This is a genomic window from Roseomonas rosulenta, assembly GCF_016106005.1.
Taxonomy (GTDB): Bacteria; Pseudomonadota; Alphaproteobacteria; order Acetobacterales; family Acetobacteraceae; genus Neoroseomonas; species Neoroseomonas rosulenta.
The window spans coordinates 1-15,982 of sequence record NZ_JACADR010000091.1; the positions used below are offsets into that span (position 1 = coordinate 1).

Annotated in this window: 19 protein-coding genes and 1 tRNA gene; 9 read left to right on the top strand and 11 right to left on the bottom strand. The window is 71.9% G+C overall.

All coding sequences use genetic code 11. The features are described from left to right. Positions 1 to 234: 234 nt before the first annotated feature. The 3 genes from HW578_RS12820 to pip form a co-directional block, all read right to left on the bottom strand. Positions 235 to 1,095 carry a ParB N-terminal domain-containing protein gene (locus HW578_RS12820; protein ID WP_198370941.1) on the bottom strand — a complete coding sequence of 287 codons (861 nt, stop codon included), beginning with the start codon at positions 1,093 to 1,095 and terminating at the stop codon, positions 235 to 237. A 341-nt stretch (positions 1,096 to 1,436) separates the two neighbouring features. Further along, positions 1,437 to 1,513 (bottom strand) — tRNA-Arg (locus HW578_RS12825). A gap of 25 nt (positions 1,514 to 1,538) precedes the next feature. Then, positions 1,539 to 2,486 carry a prolyl aminopeptidase gene (pip, locus tag HW578_RS12830; protein WP_198370942.1) on the bottom strand — a complete coding sequence of 316 codons (948 nt, stop codon included), beginning with the start codon at positions 2,484 to 2,486 and terminating at the stop codon, positions 1,539 to 1,541. Between the two features lie 99 nt (positions 2,487 to 2,585). On the opposite strand from pip, the gene HW578_RS12835 reads away from it, so the two are divergent. The 4 genes from HW578_RS12835 to HW578_RS12850 all read left to right on the top strand — a co-directional run bounded on the left by HW578_RS12835 (position 2,586) and on the right by HW578_RS12850 (position 6,526). Next, on the top strand, positions 2,586 to 3,335 hold the full coding sequence (locus HW578_RS12835) for a hypothetical protein (RefSeq protein ID WP_198370943.1): 750 nt from the start codon (positions 2,586 to 2,588) through the stop codon (positions 3,333 to 3,335). A gap of 283 nt (positions 3,336 to 3,618) precedes the next feature. Next, on the top strand, positions 3,619 to 4,566 hold the full coding sequence (locus tag HW578_RS12840; protein WP_198370944.1) for a metal ABC transporter solute-binding protein, Zn/Mn family: 948 nt from the start codon (positions 3,619 to 3,621) through the stop codon (positions 4,564 to 4,566). Continuing rightward, the gene (locus HW578_RS12845) at positions 4,563 to 5,780 is read left to right on the top strand and encodes a hypothetical protein (protein ID WP_198370945.1); all 1,218 of its coding nucleotides are present in this window, start codon (positions 4,563 to 4,565) and stop codon (positions 5,778 to 5,780) included. Before HW578_RS12840 ends, HW578_RS12845 begins: the two co-directional genes overlap by 4 nt. A gap of 20 nt (positions 5,781 to 5,800) precedes the next feature. Continuing rightward, on the top strand, positions 5,801 to 6,526 hold the full coding sequence (locus HW578_RS12850) for an endonuclease V (RefSeq protein ID WP_198370946.1): 726 nt from the start codon (positions 5,801 to 5,803) through the stop codon (positions 6,524 to 6,526). On the opposite strand, the gene HW578_RS12855 is transcribed toward HW578_RS12850, so the two are convergent. The 3 genes from HW578_RS12855 to HW578_RS12865 all read right to left on the bottom strand — a co-directional run bounded on the left by HW578_RS12855 (position 6,484) and on the right by HW578_RS12865 (position 8,957). Further along, entirely contained in the window at positions 6,484 to 7,704 is a 1,221-nt protein-coding gene (locus tag HW578_RS12855) for an ABC transporter substrate-binding protein (RefSeq protein WP_198370947.1), read from the bottom strand. The genes HW578_RS12850 and HW578_RS12855 overlap by 43 nt on opposite strands. Positions 7,705 to 7,770: 66 nt before the next feature. Continuing rightward, on the bottom strand, positions 7,771 to 8,529 hold the full coding sequence (locus HW578_RS12860; protein WP_198370948.1) for a molybdate ABC transporter substrate-binding protein: 759 nt from the start codon (positions 8,527 to 8,529) through the stop codon (positions 7,771 to 7,773). An 8-nt stretch (positions 8,530 to 8,537) separates the two neighbouring features. Then, positions 8,538 to 8,957 carry a VOC family protein gene (locus HW578_RS12865; RefSeq protein ID WP_198370949.1) on the bottom strand — a complete coding sequence of 140 codons (420 nt, stop codon included), beginning with the start codon at positions 8,955 to 8,957 and terminating at the stop codon, positions 8,538 to 8,540. Between the two features lie 63 nt (positions 8,958 to 9,020). On the opposite strand from HW578_RS12865, the gene HW578_RS12870 reads away from it, so the two are divergent. Genes HW578_RS12870 through HW578_RS12885 form a run of 4 tightly spaced genes read left to right on the top strand, consistent with a single transcriptional unit; the run spans position 9,021 to position 11,295 of the window. After that, the gene (locus tag HW578_RS12870) at positions 9,021 to 9,809 is read left to right on the top strand and encodes an aldolase (protein WP_198370950.1); all 789 of its coding nucleotides are present in this window, start codon (positions 9,021 to 9,023) and stop codon (positions 9,807 to 9,809) included. Positions 9,810 to 9,811: 2 nt separating this feature from the next. Then, positions 9,812 to 10,198, top strand: coding sequence for a hypothetical protein (locus HW578_RS12875; RefSeq protein ID WP_198370951.1), 387 nt, complete (start codon positions 9,812 to 9,814; stop codon positions 10,196 to 10,198). After that, positions 10,199 to 10,411 carry a hypothetical protein gene (locus HW578_RS12880; protein ID WP_232478921.1) on the top strand — a complete coding sequence of 71 codons (213 nt, stop codon included), beginning with the start codon at positions 10,199 to 10,201 and terminating at the stop codon, positions 10,409 to 10,411. Further along, positions 10,411 to 11,295: a DMT family transporter gene (locus tag HW578_RS12885; RefSeq protein ID WP_198370953.1), complete on the top strand. Its 885-nt coding sequence runs from the start codon at positions 10,411 to 10,413 to the stop codon at positions 11,293 to 11,295. The genes HW578_RS12880 and HW578_RS12885 overlap by 1 nt, the downstream gene beginning before the upstream one ends. A 95-nt stretch (positions 11,296 to 11,390) precedes the next feature. Here the strand turns inward: HW578_RS12885 and HW578_RS12890 are convergent, their stop codons facing one another. The 5 genes from HW578_RS12890 to HW578_RS12910 form a co-directional block, all read right to left on the bottom strand. Beyond that, the gene (locus HW578_RS12890; RefSeq protein WP_198370954.1) at positions 11,391 to 12,317 is read right to left on the bottom strand and encodes a c-type cytochrome; all 927 of its coding nucleotides are present in this window, start codon (positions 12,315 to 12,317) and stop codon (positions 11,391 to 11,393) included. Positions 12,318 to 12,492: 175 nt separating this feature from the next. Next, positions 12,493 to 13,335, bottom strand: a complete 843-nt coding sequence (panC, locus tag HW578_RS12895; protein ID WP_198370955.1) for a pantoate--beta-alanine ligase — start codon at positions 13,333 to 13,335, stop codon at positions 12,493 to 12,495. 142 nt (positions 13,336 to 13,477) lie between these two features. Further along, entirely contained in the window at positions 13,478 to 13,801 is a 324-nt protein-coding gene (locus HW578_RS28220; protein ID WP_198370956.1) for a DUF1488 family protein, read from the bottom strand. After that, the gene (locus HW578_RS12905; protein ID WP_198370957.1) at positions 13,798 to 14,055 is read right to left on the bottom strand and encodes a hypothetical protein; all 258 of its coding nucleotides are present in this window, start codon (positions 14,053 to 14,055) and stop codon (positions 13,798 to 13,800) included. Before HW578_RS12905 ends, HW578_RS28220 begins: the two co-directional genes overlap by 4 nt. 5 nt (positions 14,056 to 14,060) lie before the next feature. Then, on the bottom strand, positions 14,061 to 14,420 hold the full coding sequence (locus HW578_RS12910) for a hypothetical protein (RefSeq protein WP_198370958.1): 360 nt from the start codon (positions 14,418 to 14,420) through the stop codon (positions 14,061 to 14,063). Between the two features lie 219 nt (positions 14,421 to 14,639). Here HW578_RS12910 and HW578_RS12915 point away from each other — a divergent pair, with 219 nt between their 5' ends. After that, positions 14,640 to 15,824, top strand: a complete 1,185-nt coding sequence (locus tag HW578_RS12915) for a class I SAM-dependent rRNA methyltransferase (protein ID WP_198370959.1) — start codon at positions 14,640 to 14,642, stop codon at positions 15,822 to 15,824. The last annotated feature ends 158 nt before the right edge of the window (positions 15,825 to 15,982 follow it).

Consider the following 15,982-nt stretch of genomic DNA (forward strand, 5'->3'; position numbering starts at 1 on the left):
CGCCAGCAGCAGCGCGCGGAACAGCGCCAGCGGCGGGTAGCCGGGCCGGCCGGTGGGTGCGCGCAGCGGCGCCAGCAGGCGCTCCATCGGCGCCCAGTCGATCAGGCCGACAATGCAGTCCAGACGACGATTGGAACCCGCCCCTGCCGGCAGAAGCGCCTCCGCCAAGCTCGCCTGTCCGATCCGACGCTGACCCATCTCCGCCTCACAACTGCCATCACCAGGCTCAGCGAATCAGCCCATCTGTCGCTCAGCAAGGCGTTTCGCAGGGATCTCCTGCGCGGCAGCCTCTCGTGGCCGTGCCGTGGTTTGTCGCAGCAGCTGCTGTCTCAATACCTGCCGACGGGCGTGATTGCCGTAACGCCTGAGCGCCTTTTCCCGATCCCGACGCCGCAGCCGCATCACGTCGCGGAGCAATGCCACGATGCTCCCCTCGGCCGCGTCTTCTGGGAACAGATCGTCCTCGCGACTCCTGAGCACGGCCCGCATCTCCTTGATGCCGCGCTCGCTGACCCTGAATACCTTGGCCGCGATCTTGACGGTGAGGAGGTGGGGCAAATTTGCCCCATTTCCCTCCCGTTCCCGTAACGAACGGAAATCGGTCAGCATCGTCGCCATGAGCGTGCGCTCGCTCGTCGTTAGATGGCGACGGGCGAAATTCCACCCATAGACGCGTTCGATGATCTCCACCTCGGGCAGCTCCGGGTCGAGATCCTCGAAGCGCGCCTCGATCCCCAGTCGCTCACAGATTTCGTGGCGCAGGTATCCGTCCACAATCTTGCCGCGCCAGCGGCGGATCGGCTGCAACAAGCCGTCGCGGCGAATGGAGTCCTCAAGTGCCGCGCGATCCTCCTCCCGTGCTGGGAACAGGAACGCCACGGCGTGGTACCGTTCGAGCGCGCTCTTGTCCTTCACCGCCCGCAGGATTGCGGTTTGCTCCTCGGGCGTTTCCGGCTCGTCGTCTTCGTCGTCATCCGGGGGCGTGTCGTCAGCCGTCGGGTGATGATTCCGCGAAGCGACAGCTTCCTCGGCACCATCAACTCCGATGTGCGTCGGGATCGGTTGGCGGCCGCTGGCGTCATCCGGGGTCGGCACGCTCGTCCTCCTGGGTGTCTGGGCGGGCAGGGCCACGACCGAACCATGGGCGCGCGTTGTTTGAATAGCCGGCGCATGGGGACGGTCCCCATAGGACGACGCAACGAGGGGGGACATCCGCGCGGAACATCGCGTGCGATGGCCTGGATGTGGATAGCCCAGGCAATCAGGGGGGCCAGCCCCGAGCGCCGAGGGGGGGCGACCCGCGGACGGGGTAAGCTGGCCCCGGCCTCAATCGCCCCGGCCGAACCCTCGGGGATACGAAGTGCCGTAGGTATCCCCCGCGTATCCCGGGGACAATCAGCGGTGTCGGATAGATTCCCGCAAACGGTGAGAAAATGTGGCGTCCCCGGCGAGATTCGAACTCACGGCCCCAGGATTAGGAATCCTGTGCTCTATCCTGCTGAGCTACGGGGACCCACCGTCGACAGCATACCACGCGGTCACCGCCGCCGGAACCGCTCCACCGCGCCCACCAGCGCCGTCCGTACCCCTGGCTCCAGCGCCGAATGCCCCGCATCCGGCACCACCGTGAGCCGCGCGCCCGGCCAGGCTGCCGCCAGTTCGAAGGCGGTCTCGGGCGGGCAGACCATGTCGTAGCGGCCCTGCACGATCTCCGCGGGAATCCCCGCCAGCCGCCCGACCCGTCCGAGCAGCCCCTCCTCGGGCAGGAACAGGTCATGCGCGAAGTAATGCGCCTCGATCCGCGCCAGGCCCAGTGCCGTGCGGTCCTGCGCGAAGGACGCCACCGTCTCGGGCGAAGGCAGCAGGGTCGAGCACGACCCCTCGTACTGGCTCCAGGCGCGTGCCGCCGGCAGGTGCACCGCCGGATCGGGGTGGCACAGCCGCTTCAGGTAGGAGCCGAGCAGATCCTCGCGCTCCTCCGGCGGCAGATGCTCGGCGAAGGCCGCCCAGGCATCGGGGAAGACCCGCTTCAGGCCGGTGAGGAACCATGCGACTTCCTCCTGCCGGCCCAGGAAGACGCCGCGCAGGACGCAGCCCATCACCCGTTCGGGATGTTCCTGCGCATAGGCGAGGGCGAGGGTCGAACCCCAGGACCCGCCGAACAGCAGCCAGCGCTCGATGCCGAGGAAGCGGCGCAGGGTCTCGATATCGCCGACCAGGTGCGGGGTGGTGTTCTCCCGCAGCTCGCCCAGCGGCCGCGAACGGCCCGCCCCGCGCTGGTCGAAGATCACCACGCGCCAGTGCCCGGGGTCGAAGAAGCGGCGATGCACCGTACCCGCCCCGGCGCCGGGCCCGCCATGCAGGAACAGCACGGGCTGTCCACGCGGATTGCCGACTTGCTCCCAATACATGACATGCCCCCCGGAGAGCGGCAGCAAGCCGGTTTCGTAAGGCGCGATGTCGGGAAAAAGGTCGCCGCGGGGCATGGCGGCGATCATGTGCCCAACCGGGCGTTGCTTCGCAATGGGGCGCCCGCCGCGGTCGCGATTCCGGCGCAGCGATTTCTGGTCTAGGATGACGGTTCCATGGCCGAGACGCCGTCCACCTCCCCGCGTTCCGCCGCCGCCGGGCACGTCGCCTGCGGCGTCTGTGGGCGTGAGAGCCGCCAGCCGGCCTTCCGCCCGCCGCCCCCCGAACAGGCGCCGGACCTCGACCTGCGGCCGGGCGAGCCGGTGCGCTCGACCATGTCGCGCTGGCTGCAGCAATGCCCGCATTGCGGCTATGCCGCGCCTTCCATCGCCAAGGCGCATCCGGCCGCGGCGGCGGCGGTCTCGGCCGCACCCTTTCGCGCGCTGATCGCCGATGCCTCGCACCCGCCGCTGGCGCGCCGCTTCCTGGCCTGGGGGCATGTGCTGGAGGAGACCGGTGCCCTGCATGCCGCCGCCGAGGCGACCCTGCAGGCCGCCTGGGTGGCCGATGACGCCGGCAAGCCGGAGCTGGCGCGCGCCTGGCGGCAGGAGGCGGTGGCGCTGTGGCGCTCAGGCCCGCCGCTCGATGCCGAGCAGACCGTGCGCGTCGTCGATGCGCTGCGCCGGGCCGAGGCATGGGAGGATGCGGAAGCGACCGCCGCCGAACTCGCCCGCCTCTCCCCGCCCGAGGCGGTGAGCCAGGTGATCGCGCTGGAACGCCGGCTGGTGGCGGCGCAGGATGCCGGGCGGCACACGGTGGCCAGTGCCCTGCCGCCGCCGGCGCGCCGCCCGCACGCGACGCACCAGCGGCGCGATATCACCGGCGGCGGGATCGTCGCCTGGCTGCGGCGGCTCTTTGGGCGCTGAGGGGCGGACGGTCGGCCGGCCTGGCCGGTGAAGCCGCGGCGGGATGAGCCTGCGGCGAGACTGCGCCCGGGCCCCGGCCCTTGCGGCTTGGAAACGGTGGCCGCGAGGCAAGACCCGCCGGCGGGGCCGGGTGGGCGTCCTGACAGGAGGTCCAGCGCCTTCGGCGTGCCCAAGGGCAGGCGCGCGGCCGTGGCTCGGGGCGGGGTCCTGCGACGGCCAGGGCTTGCCAACCCCGAACGGCCTCAGTAGCGTTATAGTATAACATATTAGAAAGCACGCCTCCGTGAACCGTCGCTCCCTGCTTTCGCTCCCGGCGCTGGCGCTCGCCACCCGCGCCGTCGCCCAGGCCGCGCCGATGCCGGTCGTCGCGTCCTTTTCCATCCTGGGCGACATCACCGCGCGCATCGGCGGCGATCGCATCGCGCTGCGCGTCATCGCCGGCCCCGACGTCGATGCGCACGGCTTCCAACCGCGCCCGTCGGATGTCGCGGTACTCCGCGATGCGCGCCTCGTCATCCGTAACGGCCTCGGCTTCGACGCATGGATGGACCGTCTGGTGCGCGCGGCGGGCTTCCGCGGCGCTGTCGCCACCGCCACTGAGGGCATCACCCCGCGCAGCACGGCGGCCCACGCGCACAACCACGCCCATGGCGGCGCCGAGCGGCGGCAGTCGCACAGCGTCGGCCCACGCAACGTGCCCGACCCGCATGCCTGGCAGGATCTGCGCTTCGGCCAGGTCTACCTGCGCAACATCGCCGCGGCCCTCGCCGCCGCCGATCCCGGCGGCGACGCGACCTACCGCGCCAATGCCGGGGCCTTCGCCGCGCGCCTCACGACGCTAGACCGCTGGGTGCGCAGCGAGGTCGCGAGCGTGCCCGAGGCACGGCGCCGGGTCGTCACCAGCCACGACGCCTTCGGCTATTTTGGCGCCGCCTATGGCATCGAGTTCCTCGCACCGCAGGGCGTCTCGACCGAATCCGAACCCTCGGCGGCCGAGGTCGGGCGGCTGATCCGCCAGATCCGCGACCAGCGCATCACCGCGGTCTTCCTGGAGAATATGGCGAATCCAGCCACGCTGCGCCGAATCGCCGCCGAGGCCGCCGTCACCGTGGGTGGGCGGCTCTTCGCCGATGCGCTGTCCGGCCCTGGCGGCCCCGCGCCGGACTACGAGGCAATGTTCCGCCATAATGTCGGGCTGCTGGTGCCGGCGATGCGCGGCGGCGCCGCATGAGCCGGGCGCTGATGGCCGCGGCGCTGATCGCCGCCGCCCTGCCCGCCGCCGCGCAGGAGGTGCGCTTCCCGCAGCTCAACGCCGAGATCGACATGAGCATGATCGGCGTCGGTACCACGCGCGCAAGCGACCCCTCGCGGCGCGGCGCCAGCGTCTTCCTGTTCGGCGAGGTGGCCATGGGCCTGTCGCTGAGCGAGACCCTCTCCATCCAGGGCGTGCTCGTGACCGAGCCGATCGGCGAGGGCGATTCGACCGGCGGCTTCCCCGATGGCGGCGTGATTGGCTTCCGCCGCCAGGCGCTGTTCTTCGAGCAACTCCACGTCCAGTGGAAGCCGGACCAGGCGCTGTCGCTCCAGGCGGGCATCTTCGTGGCGCCCTTCGGCCGCGGCTACCATGACTTCCCCGGCATCCTCGCCAATGTCCGCGCGCATGAGGTCTACCTGGTGGACCAGTCGCTCGGGATCGCCGGCACCTGGACCTGGCTGGACGACCCGCGCTTCGGCACGCATGACGTCTCGGCTGCCGTGTTCACCCTGGACCGCACCGTCCTGACCGGGACCTACCTGACGCCGCGGCGCTGCTGCAACGAGCGCTACGAGCGCTACAACCGCAACACGCTGGCGCAGGGTGGGCCAGGCAACAATGGCACCTTCAACAACTTTGCCGTGGCGCTGGACGGCGACCGCATGCCGTTCCTGCCCGGCTTCTCCTACCACCTGGCGGTGATCTCCCAGGCACCGGGCTCGGACGGGACGGCGCGCGAATGGGGCTATGCCGCGGGTCTGCGCTACGAGCACCGCTGGAACGCCGCGCAGTCCACCCTGATCTTCGCCGAGGGCGTACAGTTCCGCAACGCCGGCGGCCGCCCGCGCGTCGAGGTCGAGACCCTCTCCACCGATCCCGACACCGGCGAGGACGTCACGGGCACCGCCGAGACCACGCTAAGCGAGAGGCTTACCTTCACCACGCTCGGCCTGCAGCACCGCATCGGGCGCTGGCGCGGCACCGTGGCGTGGCAGCAGCTGCGGCAGAAGCGCAGCCTCGATCCTGTGCCCGCGCAGGACTGGTTCGAGGGATCGGTCGGGCGCGAGCTCGGCTCCGGCTTCAGCCTCGATGTCGGCTACCAGTATGCACTGTATGTCGATGACGAGACGGGCCAGCGCGGTACGTCGCATGCCATCCTCGCACGGCTGCGCTTCGCCGGCGGCCTCTGATCCGTGCCACTCTGCGGCGGATGACGCCGCAGATCCCGCCGCACTGGCTGCTCCCTGGAACCGTCGCCCAGGCGCGCGCGGCGCAGGCCGAGATGGCGGCGCGCGTGGTCGCGCGCGACGACCTGCCGGCGCGACCGCGGATCGGTGCGGCCGACGTGTCGAACACGCGCTTCGACCCGCGTCGGCGCGTCCATGCGGCGGTGGTCACGATAGATGCCGCGGGCGGCTTGATGGCAACGGCAAGCGAAAGCCGTGCCGCCGACTTCCCCTATGTGCCGGGCTATCTCGGCTTTCGCGAGGTGCCGGCGCTGGTCGCTGCCTGGGCGCGGCTCGACCCGAAGCCGGGACTGCTGCTGGTGGACGGGCAGGGGCTGGCGCATCCGCGTGGGCTCGGCCTCGCGACGCATCTCGGCGTGGTGCTGGACGTGCCGACCATCGGCGTCGCGAAATCGCGGCTGGTCGGCGAGGGCGAACCCGGTCCGAACGCCGGCGATGCCGCGCCCCTCCTGTGGAAGGGCGAGCGCATCGGGACCGCGCTGCGGATTCGGCGCGGGGCGCGGCCGATCTATGTCTCGATCGGCCATCGCGTCTCGCTGGAGACGGCCGAGGCGCTTGTGCGCGCAGCCTGCGACGGGCGCCGCCTGCCGGGCCCGATCCGCGCGGCGCATGCGGCGGCGAACGCCGCGCGCCGCGCGGCCGAGGCCTACCTCACCAGCGGGCAGCCGCCCTCGGCGAGCGGGCGATAGGCCTCGTTGCCCGGAATGGTCTGCACCACCTCGAGCAGGTCCCATTCGCCGCGCGCCTGGGCGGGCTGCTTCGCGCGCATCAGGTACATGTCGCGGATGACGCGGCCATCGGCGCGGATGCTGCCGTTGCTGGTCATGAAGTCGTTGATCGGCGTCTCGCGCATCTTTGCCATCACTGGCGCCGCGGCATCGGTGCCGGCCGCCTGCACCGCCTTCAGGTAGTGCGTGACCGCGCCCCACATGCTGGCCTGGAACATGGTCGGCGGGCGGCCATGGATGCGGGCGAAGCGGTTGGAGAAGGCGCGCGTCTGGTCGTTCTGGTCCCAGTAATAGGCCTCGGTGAAGACCATGCCCTGCGCGGTGTCGAGCCCGATCGCCTTCACGTTGGTCAGCAGGCAGAGCAGCGCCGCCGGCTGGATGCCGCGGCGCGCCAGGCCGAACTCGCCCATCTGCTTCACGATGTTGATGAAGTCGGTGCCCGCCGCGGCGATGCCCACCACGTTCGCCCCCGACCCCGCGGCACGCACCAGGTGCGACGAATAGTCCGTCTCGCCAAGCGGCGCGCGGGAGCTGCCCACCACCTGCCCGCCCAGTCCGCGGATCGCCGCGGTGGCGTTGGCTTCCAGCGAATGCCCGAAGGCGTAGTCGGAGGTGATGAAGTACCAGCGCCGCCCGCCGCCCGCCATGACCGCGCCCACCGTGCCGCGCGACAGGGCGTAGTTGTCGTAGGTCCAGTGCACGCCAAAAGGCGAGCAGGCCGGCCCGGTCAGGTCGGTGGTGCCGGCGGCGATCACCACGTCGATCTTCTGCTTCTCGCGCGCCAGGTTTTGCACCGCCAGCGCCACTGCCGAATTCCCCAGGCCGAAGATCGCGTCCACGCGTTCCTGGTCATACCAGCGCCGCGCCACCGCGAGCCCGACATCGGCGCGGTTCTGCAGGTCGCCATAGACCAGTTCGATGGGCATGCCGTTCACGCGCCCGCCGAAATCCTCGATCGCCATGCGGGCGGAGACGACGTCCCCCATGCCCTGCTGGTCGGCGAAGACGCCCGACATGTCGTCGAGCACGCCGATCTTGACCACACCGTCCGAGATACCGGATTGCGCGCGCCCCTCGGAGGGGCGGATGGCGGTGAGCGGCAGCGCGGCGGCGGCGCCGAGCAGATGCCTGCGGTTCATGGTGCTTCCTCCGGTTGGTCGTTCTTGCCCGGCATCATGCCACGCGCAGCAGCGCCGAACAGGGGGTCAGCCAACCGCAAAGCCCGCCGCGCGGAATCGCGCCTGCCCCTCGGGCGCGGTCAGGACGGCCAGGAAGGCCGCCGCGCCCGCGCGATCCGCCGCGCGCGTCGTCATGGCGGCGAGGTAGGACGTGACCAGTTGCGCGCTGTCGGGCAGCGGGCCGACCAGCACCGCACCTGGCACCGCGATGATCTCGCTGACCTGCGTGAGCGCGAGGGCGGCGCGCCCCTCCGCCACCGCCTGCACCGCCGCGCCGCCCCCGGGGAAGACCAGCGTGCGGGCGCGCATCTGATCCGCGATGCCCAGGCGTTCGACAAGGCGCGCGGCATGCGTGCCGGCGGTTGCGCCGGTCGCCGGGTCGGAATGCGCGATCGTCGGCGCGGCCAGGATCGCCGCGCGCAGCGCCGCTTCGGTCGAGATGTCAGGGCGCGGCGCGCCGTCGCCTACCGCGACGCCGATCAGCATGCGGCCGAGCTCGCGCGTCGTCGTTCCATCGAGCAGCCCGTCGGCGGTGAGCCGCCCCACCTGGTCGGCGCTGTTCAGCATGAGATCCGCCGCCTCGCCCTCGCGCAGGCGCCGCGCCGCGACGCCGGCATTGGCCGTGGCGATCACCACGGTCCGCCCCGTCCGCGCCGTGAAGCCGGATGCGAGGTCCTGTGCCGCGGCAGAGACAGCGCCGGTGCCGAGCACGCGGAGCGGCGCGCCGACCTGCGCGCGAGCGATGGCCGGTGCGCCCAGAATGGCGAGCAGCAGGCGTCGGTGCATGGGGTTCCTCAGTTCTCGTTGGGCCAGATGCCCGGCGTCGCGAACTCGCCGAGATGGCCGTCGGGGTCGCGGAAGTACACGCTGGTGCCGCCGCGCGGCCAGTGCGTGCGCGCCTCCTCGGCCACGCCATGGGCGGCAAGCCGTGCCTCCCAGGCCGGCAGGTCCGCCGCGGCGACCGCGAGCGCGAAATGGATCGCCCCTGAACCGCCATGCGGCGGGATGGTGCCGCCGGGCAGCACGATGGCCTCGGCGGTCGCACCCTTCAGGAACAGCAGCAGGACCGACCGCCCGACCGGATAGGCGGCCAGGCGATCGTCGGCGAACATGGGCGAAAGGCCGAGGACCTGCTCGTAGAAGCGCCGCGCGCGCGGCAGGTCCGCGACATAGAGCGCGGTTTCGAGCACGCCGGCGATCGGGGGTGCCGTCATGACGCCATCTTGCCCGCGCCGCCCCGCTGGGGGAACCTTCGGAATCATCCCGGAGACACGGCCATGGCCCATGCCCTCGGCGCGCCCGCTGCGCCCGCCATCCTGCGCAACACGGAACTCGACGCCGACGCGGTGCGCCAGGCGCGCATCGACCTCGCCGCCTGCTTCCGCATGGCCGCGCGGCTCGGATTGCACGAGGGCATCTGCAACCACTTCTCCTTCGTGGTGCCCGGGCGTGACGACCTGTTCCTGGTCAACCCCTATGGCTGGGCGTTCAGCGAGATCACCGCGTCGCGCCTGCTGGTCTGCGACTTCCATGGCAACGTGATCGCCGGCGAAGGGGTGCCGGAGGCCACCGCCTTCTTCATCCATGCCCGCGTGCACCTGAACAAGCCACGCGCCAAGGCCGCCTTCCACACCCACATGCCGAATGCGACGGCGCTCGCCATGCTGGAAGGCCCGCCGCTGGTCTGGGCCGGCCAGAGCGCGCTGAAGTTCTACGGCCGCACGCTGGTCGACGAGGAATATGGCGGCCTGGCGCTGGACGAGAAGGAAGGCGACCGCATCGCCGCCAGCATCGGCGATGCCGACATCGTCTTCATGAAGAACCACGGCGTCATGGTGGTCGGCGGGTCGATCGCCGAAGCCTGGGACGACCTGTACTACCTCGAGCGCGCGGCGGAGGTGCAGCGCATGGCGATGGCGACCGGACGGCCGCTCAAGCCCGTGCCGCCCGAACTCGCCGCGCGCACCTACGCCCAGATGCGCGAGGGCGACCGCGAGAGCGCGCGCCTGCACCTCGAGAGCATCAAGCGCATCCTGACCCGCGAGGAGCCGGAGTTCATGCATTGATCGTGGCGGCGCTCCGCTGCGCGCTCGGCGCCTGCGCGCTCGCGGCCGCGCTGCCCGCCATGGCCGAGGAATCGCCGCCGCCGCCGCGCCGCGACAACGGCGTGGCGATCTTCGCCGGCCTCTATTCGTCGGATGTCTTCAGCGACATCGTGACCTCGCCCTGGGATACGCGCACGGAGAACATCTACCTCGTCACCCTGTCCTACAACCGGCGGCTCGCGACGATCTTCCGTCATCTCGACATCGAGGTGGAAGGCGGCGTCGGCCGTCGCTTCGGCGACAATGACAGCTTCGAGGCCTATGCCGCGCTGGCGCTGCGCTGGACGGAGTTTCCCTGGAACCGCCACCTGCGCACCACCTTCGCGGTCTATCCGATCGGGCCGTCCTAGGTGGCCAATCTCTTGCCCTCGGAAGTTTCGAAGGATGGCCGCTCGGCGAACTGGCTGAACTACTTCGCGCTGGAACTGACCTTCGCCGCTCCCGCCCTGCCGGAGCTCGAGGTGCTGTTCCGTCTGCACCATCGCTCGGGCGCCTTCGGGCTGATCAACGGGTCCACCAACGGGGCTGATTTCCTGTCGGTCGGCGCGCGCTACAGGTTCTGATGGCGCGCCCCGCGCCGCGGCCGGATGCGGCAGGGCTGGTGCTGCTGGTCGCCACCACCATCGGCTGGGGGCTGAACTGGCCGGCGATGAAGCTGCTGCTGGCGGAACTGCCGGTGCTCTCGACCCGCGCGGCGCATGGCATGCTCGGCTGCTCCGTCCTATTGGCGGTCGCGCTGCTGCGGCGGGAGAGCCTGGCGGTGCCGGCGGCGCTTTGGCCGCGGCTGCTGGTGGCCTCCCTGCTGAATGTGACGGCCTGGATGGGCCTTGCTTCCTTCGCCCTGCTGTGGCTCTCGGCGGCGGAGGCGACGATCGTCTGCTACACCATGCCCGTCTGGGCGGTGCTGATGGCCTGGGCGATCCTGGGCGAGCGCCCTGGCCGGGCGCGTATCGCCGGGCTGCTGCTGGCGATGGGCGGCCTTTCGCTGCTGGTGCTGGGGCAGGGGCTGGCGGTCGGTCTCGACAAGCTGCCGGGGGTAGCGCTGGGGCTCGGTTCGGCGGTGCTGTTTTCGCTCGGGACGGTGGTGACGAAGCGCTGGCCGCTCGGCCTGCCGCCGACCGCGGGGGCGGTGTGGCAGGTGGGCGTGGGCATTGCTCCGCTCGCGGCGCTGGCGCTGGTGTTCGACCCGCCGGCCTTCGGCGCGCTGTCGGTGCAGGGCTGGGGGCTGATCGCCTATGGCGGGGTCTTCGCGCTGGGCCTGTGCTACCTGTCGTGGTTCGCCGCGTTGCGGCGCCTGCCGGCTTCACTGGCCTCGCTGGGCACGCTGCTGACGCCGATGGTGGGCGTGGCGGGCGCGGCTCTTGTCCTGGGCGAGCCCTTCGGCTGGCGGGAAGCGACGGCGCTGGGACTGACGCTGTCGGGCGTCGCGCTGGCAGCGCGCGGATAGATGGCGCGCTGGCAGCGCGCGGATAGATGGCGCGCTGGCAGCGCGCGGATAGATGGCGCGCTGGCAGCGCGCGGGTCGTGGCCGCGCGCTCTCCTTCAAGGATCCTGCGGCGGCAGCGCGCGGATATACGCGACAAGGTCGCGCAGGTCCGCCGGCGCGATACGCGCCCAGACCGGCGCGCGGCCGCCCATCGGCGGCGCAAGGCGCCGGCCATCGGCCGATACCCCGCGCGTGATCGCGCCGATGATCTGCTCATCCGTCCAGCGTCCAAGGCCGAGCTCGGGATGGGAGCTGATGTTGCGCGCCACCACGACGCCCCAGGGCCCTTCCAGGAGCAGGCCGGTCGCGCCCGTGCGCGCCGGATCGCGGCGGCCTTCCGAGATCTGCCCCGAATGGCAGTCCATGCAGTGCGCGAGCGCGACCGCGATGTATTCCCCGCGCCTGACCGTGTCATCGCCTGGTGGCGCCGGGACCGAGGTGACCGGGGCGCCATGCGGCGCCAGCGCGAAGGGATAGCGGGATCGCTCCGCGACCGCGTGGCGCACGGGCGGCACCGTGCGCAGGTAGGCGACCATGGCGGCGAGGTCGCGGTCGGCGATGCCGCGATAGGACTCGACCGGCATGGGCGGGCCGATCAACGAGCCGTCCGGCCGTCGTCCGTTGCGGATCGCGTCGGCGATCTGTGCATCGGTCCAGCGGCCGATTCCGGTCTCCATGTCCGGCGTGATGTTGGGCGCGACAGCGCGGAAGCCGCGCTCCTCGAAAATCCGGCCGCCGGCCTGCTCCATGCCCGCCACCAATTCGCCCTGCGGCCCGCGCGTGGTGTGGCAGGCCCCGCAGAAGGCGACGACCTCGACCAGATATCGGCCGCGCTCCAGCAGGGCGGGATCGAGTGTGGCGGCGGGTGCGCGCTCGGCAGGAGCGGCGCCGGGGGCGCCTTGGGCCGCGGCGCGGCCCGCGGCGGGCAAGGCCAGGGCGGCGACGGCAAATGCGATGCGCACGGCCTTTGCGGTCAGGATCACGACACGTCCTCCCGAACAGTGCCTGCCGGAACGACGCCCGTCCGCCCGCGGCGGGTGCGGGCGCGCGGCCGTCTCGCTCATGGAGCGCGCTCGACGCTACGCCTGCTCGTCCTGGCCCCGCAACAGCCGATGGCGGCACGCCGGCCCCGAAGCCTGCGCCGTGTTCCGCCGCACGTCAGCCAACCGGGATGTTGTCCAGCAGCCGCACCGCGCCGAGCCGCGCCGCGGCGATGATCCGCATCGGCCCATCCGCGCGCCGGACATCGAGCCCGCGCAGCGTCTCTGCCTCCACCAGCGCCAGGTAGTCCGGGGCGAAGCCGCCGTCATGGAGCTTCGCCTCGGCCGCGGCGAGCGTGGCGGCCACAGGCGCGCCGCCGGCGATCGCCGCCGCCGCGTCCGTCATGGCGCGATGCAACAGCGGCGCGCGCCTGCGCTGGTCCTCCGTCAGGAACCGGTTGCGCGACGACATCGCGAGGCCATCCGCCTCGCGCACCGTCGCCACCGGCAGGATACGGATGGGGATATCCAGGTCGCGCGCCATGCGCGTCACCACCTGCAATTGCTGCCAATCCTTCTCGCCGAAGGCGGCGACCTCGGCGCCGGTCTGCAGGAACAGCTTGGCGCAGACCGTCGCCACGCCGCGGAAATGGCCGGGCCGCGCATCCCCTTCCCAGCCGGCGGAAGGGCCAGCGACCTCGATGACGGTCGCCGCGCCGGGCGGGTACATCACCTCGACCGGCGGCATCCAGACCAGGTCGCAGCCGGCGGCGGCGAGCTTCGCAAGGTCGCCCGCCTCGTCGCGCGGGTAGCGTGCCAGGTCCTCGTTGGCGGCGAATTGCAGCGGGTTGACGAAGATGGAGGCGGCGACGGCATCGGACTCGCGCCGTGCGGCGGCGACGAGTTCGAGATGCCCCGCATGCAGCGCGCCCATGGTCGGCACCAGCCCCAGCCGGCGGCCTCCCTCCCGCAGCCGGGCGGTGGCGGAGCGGAGCGAAGCAAGATCGCGGCAGACCAGCATCGGGCGAATCATTGTCCTGACGGCCGCCGCGGTCGCGTCGGCTCACATGCAGGCCGCCGCGACGAGCGGCCCCTGGCCGGGGCGGCACGGTCGACGGGCCCAGGCCCTCCGGTTCTAACCTGGACGGCGCGCCGCGGCCACCTCAGCCCCGCTCGCGCGTCGCCTGCATGGCGACAGGCGGGGTCGCGGGCGGCGGGTCGAGGATGTCATCCTCCCAGATGTGCAAGATGCCGAGCGGCGCGCTGGTGCGCTCGCGCAGCTTGGCGAAGGCGGCGGCCTCGATCCGCTCGCGCGCGGCGCCGAAGCGCTGCATCACCTGCGATGTCTCGAACCGCCCGCCGCCGGTGACACCCTGCAGCGCGAGGCGGGAGATGGCGCAGCGCACGCGTCCGCCCCCCTCCATGTCCAGCTCGAAGACGAGGCGCTGGCCGTCCCAGCGCGGCGGTGCCGGTGCGGCGGCCGTCACGACGCGGCCTGCCCGTCGGCGGCGCGCAAGGCGGCAAGTTCCGTGGGCGTCAGCGGCAGCGCCTGGCGCACGCCGCCGCCGCCCTCGCGCGAGATGGTCATGGTCTTGCAGCGCCAGGCCTGGAAGGAGAGGCCGTCGAGCGTTTCCTCCTCCAGGTGGACGATGTAGCGCCCGGCGGGCTGCGGGCCGTTCCCGGCGCGCAGGATGAAGGGGTGGCGGAACTCGACGATCTCGGAGGATTCGCGGGTGTCCATCGCGCTCACCGTGCCAGGCGGTCGGCACAGGCGCGGGCCACGTCGGGGTCCACGCGGTCGCCGCCCGGCGGCAGCGTGGCGAAACGCCGCGCCAGCGTGTTGCGCGCCGACCAGTCGAGCGTCTTGGGATCGGCATTCTCGAGCCGGGCCTGGCTGTCGCAGAAGATCGCCTGCTGCGCGACGACGCCGTTGTGCGCGAGGGTCTGCGCCGTGCTCGTGCGGATCTGGAAGCCCGCCATGCCGGAGATGATGGGCCCGGCGACGAGGCCGACGCCAAGCGCCAGGAGCAGCGGCTTCGCCGCGGTCCAGCGCGTTGCGGCGGATTCGGAGAGGCGCGCGAAGGCGCTCGGGGTGCCAGCGGACATGGGGCCGTGCTCCTGGCGGGGATGCCGTGCGGGGAATGCCCGCATGTCCTGCAAATACGACAAGAATTCCGTATATAGCGAGCAGGAAATCGCCGCCATTCGCATATGGTCAAGATTGTCGAAGATTCAATCATACTTGGCACGGATATTTGGAGTATTTCGCCGCCGCGGCGCCCGGCGATGGCTTGCCCGACCCGGCGCGAGGGTCTAGGCGGCGGCATGCCCGAACGCCCGACAATCCGCCTCCTCCCCGGCCGCGACCGCCGCGTGAAGGCCGGCCATCCCTGGGCCTTCAGCAACGAGGTCGCGATGACGACGGCGGCCAAGGCGCTCACCTCCGGCAGTGTCGTGCGCCTCGAGGGCGATGACGGCATGAAGCATGGTGCCTGGCACTTCAATCCGCATTCGCTGATTGCCGCGCGGCGCCTCTCGCCCGACCCCGAGGCCGCCTGCGACGCCGCCTGGTTCGAGGCGCGCCTGGCCGAGGCGCTGGCACTGCGCGGGCGCCTGTTCGACGCGCAGCACTACCGCCTGGTGCATGCCGAGGCCGATGGCCTGCCCGGCCTGGTGGTGGACCGCTACGGCGACGCGGTCGCGCTGCAGGCGAATACGGCGGGCATGGAGGCGGCGACGCCGATGATCGTCGACGCGCTGCGCGCGCTGATCCGGCCGCGCGGCATCGTCGCGCGCAACGACAGCGCGGTGCGCGGCCTCGAGGGACTGGCCGAGGAGACGCGCCTGCTCGAAGGCGACGCCGCCGGCGCGGTGGTCGAGGAGAACGGCCTGCGCTTCCCGGTGGACCTGCTGGGCGGGCAGAAGACCGGCTGGTTCTTCGACCAGCGCGAACATCGCGCCCGCGTCGCGCGGCTGGCGCGCGGTGCGACGGTGCTCGACGCCTTCTGCCACACCGGTGGCTTCGGCATCGGCTGCGCGGTGGCAGGTGCGGCGCAGGTGACGCTGCTCGACCGCAGCGAGCATGCGCTGGCCACCGCCATGCAGGCCGCGGCGCTGAACGGTGTCGTTGCGACAGTGACGGCGCAGCGCGGCGAGGCGATGGAGACGCTGGAACGCATGGTCGGCGAGGGACGGCGCTTCGGCGTGGTGATCACCGACCCGCCCGCCTTCGCCAAGGCGCGTCGCGACCAGCCGGCCGCACTGCGCGCCTATGGCAAGCTGGCGCGGCTGGCCGCGACCCTCACCGAGCGCGGCGGCATTCTGTTCATCGCATCCTGTTCGCATCACGTCGCGCCGGGCGAATTCGCCGACGCGGTGGCCTGGGGCGTGCACCGCGCCCGCCGCGAGGCGCGGATCCTGCACATGGGCGGCGCCGGTCCCGACCACCCCTTGCACCCCATGCTGCCCGAGAGCGCCTACCTCAAGGGCATGCTGCTGCACCTGTCGTGAGCGCCGCACCGGCCGCGACGGCGCCGTCCGGGGCCCGCGCGGCGGGCCGCCGGGCGCTGTTGCGCCGCGCATGGCGGGCCACGCTGTTCGAAGCGGATGGCGCTGTCGTCCCCTTCGCGCCCGATGCGCGCCACCGCACCGCGTGGCGCGGGCGCGGT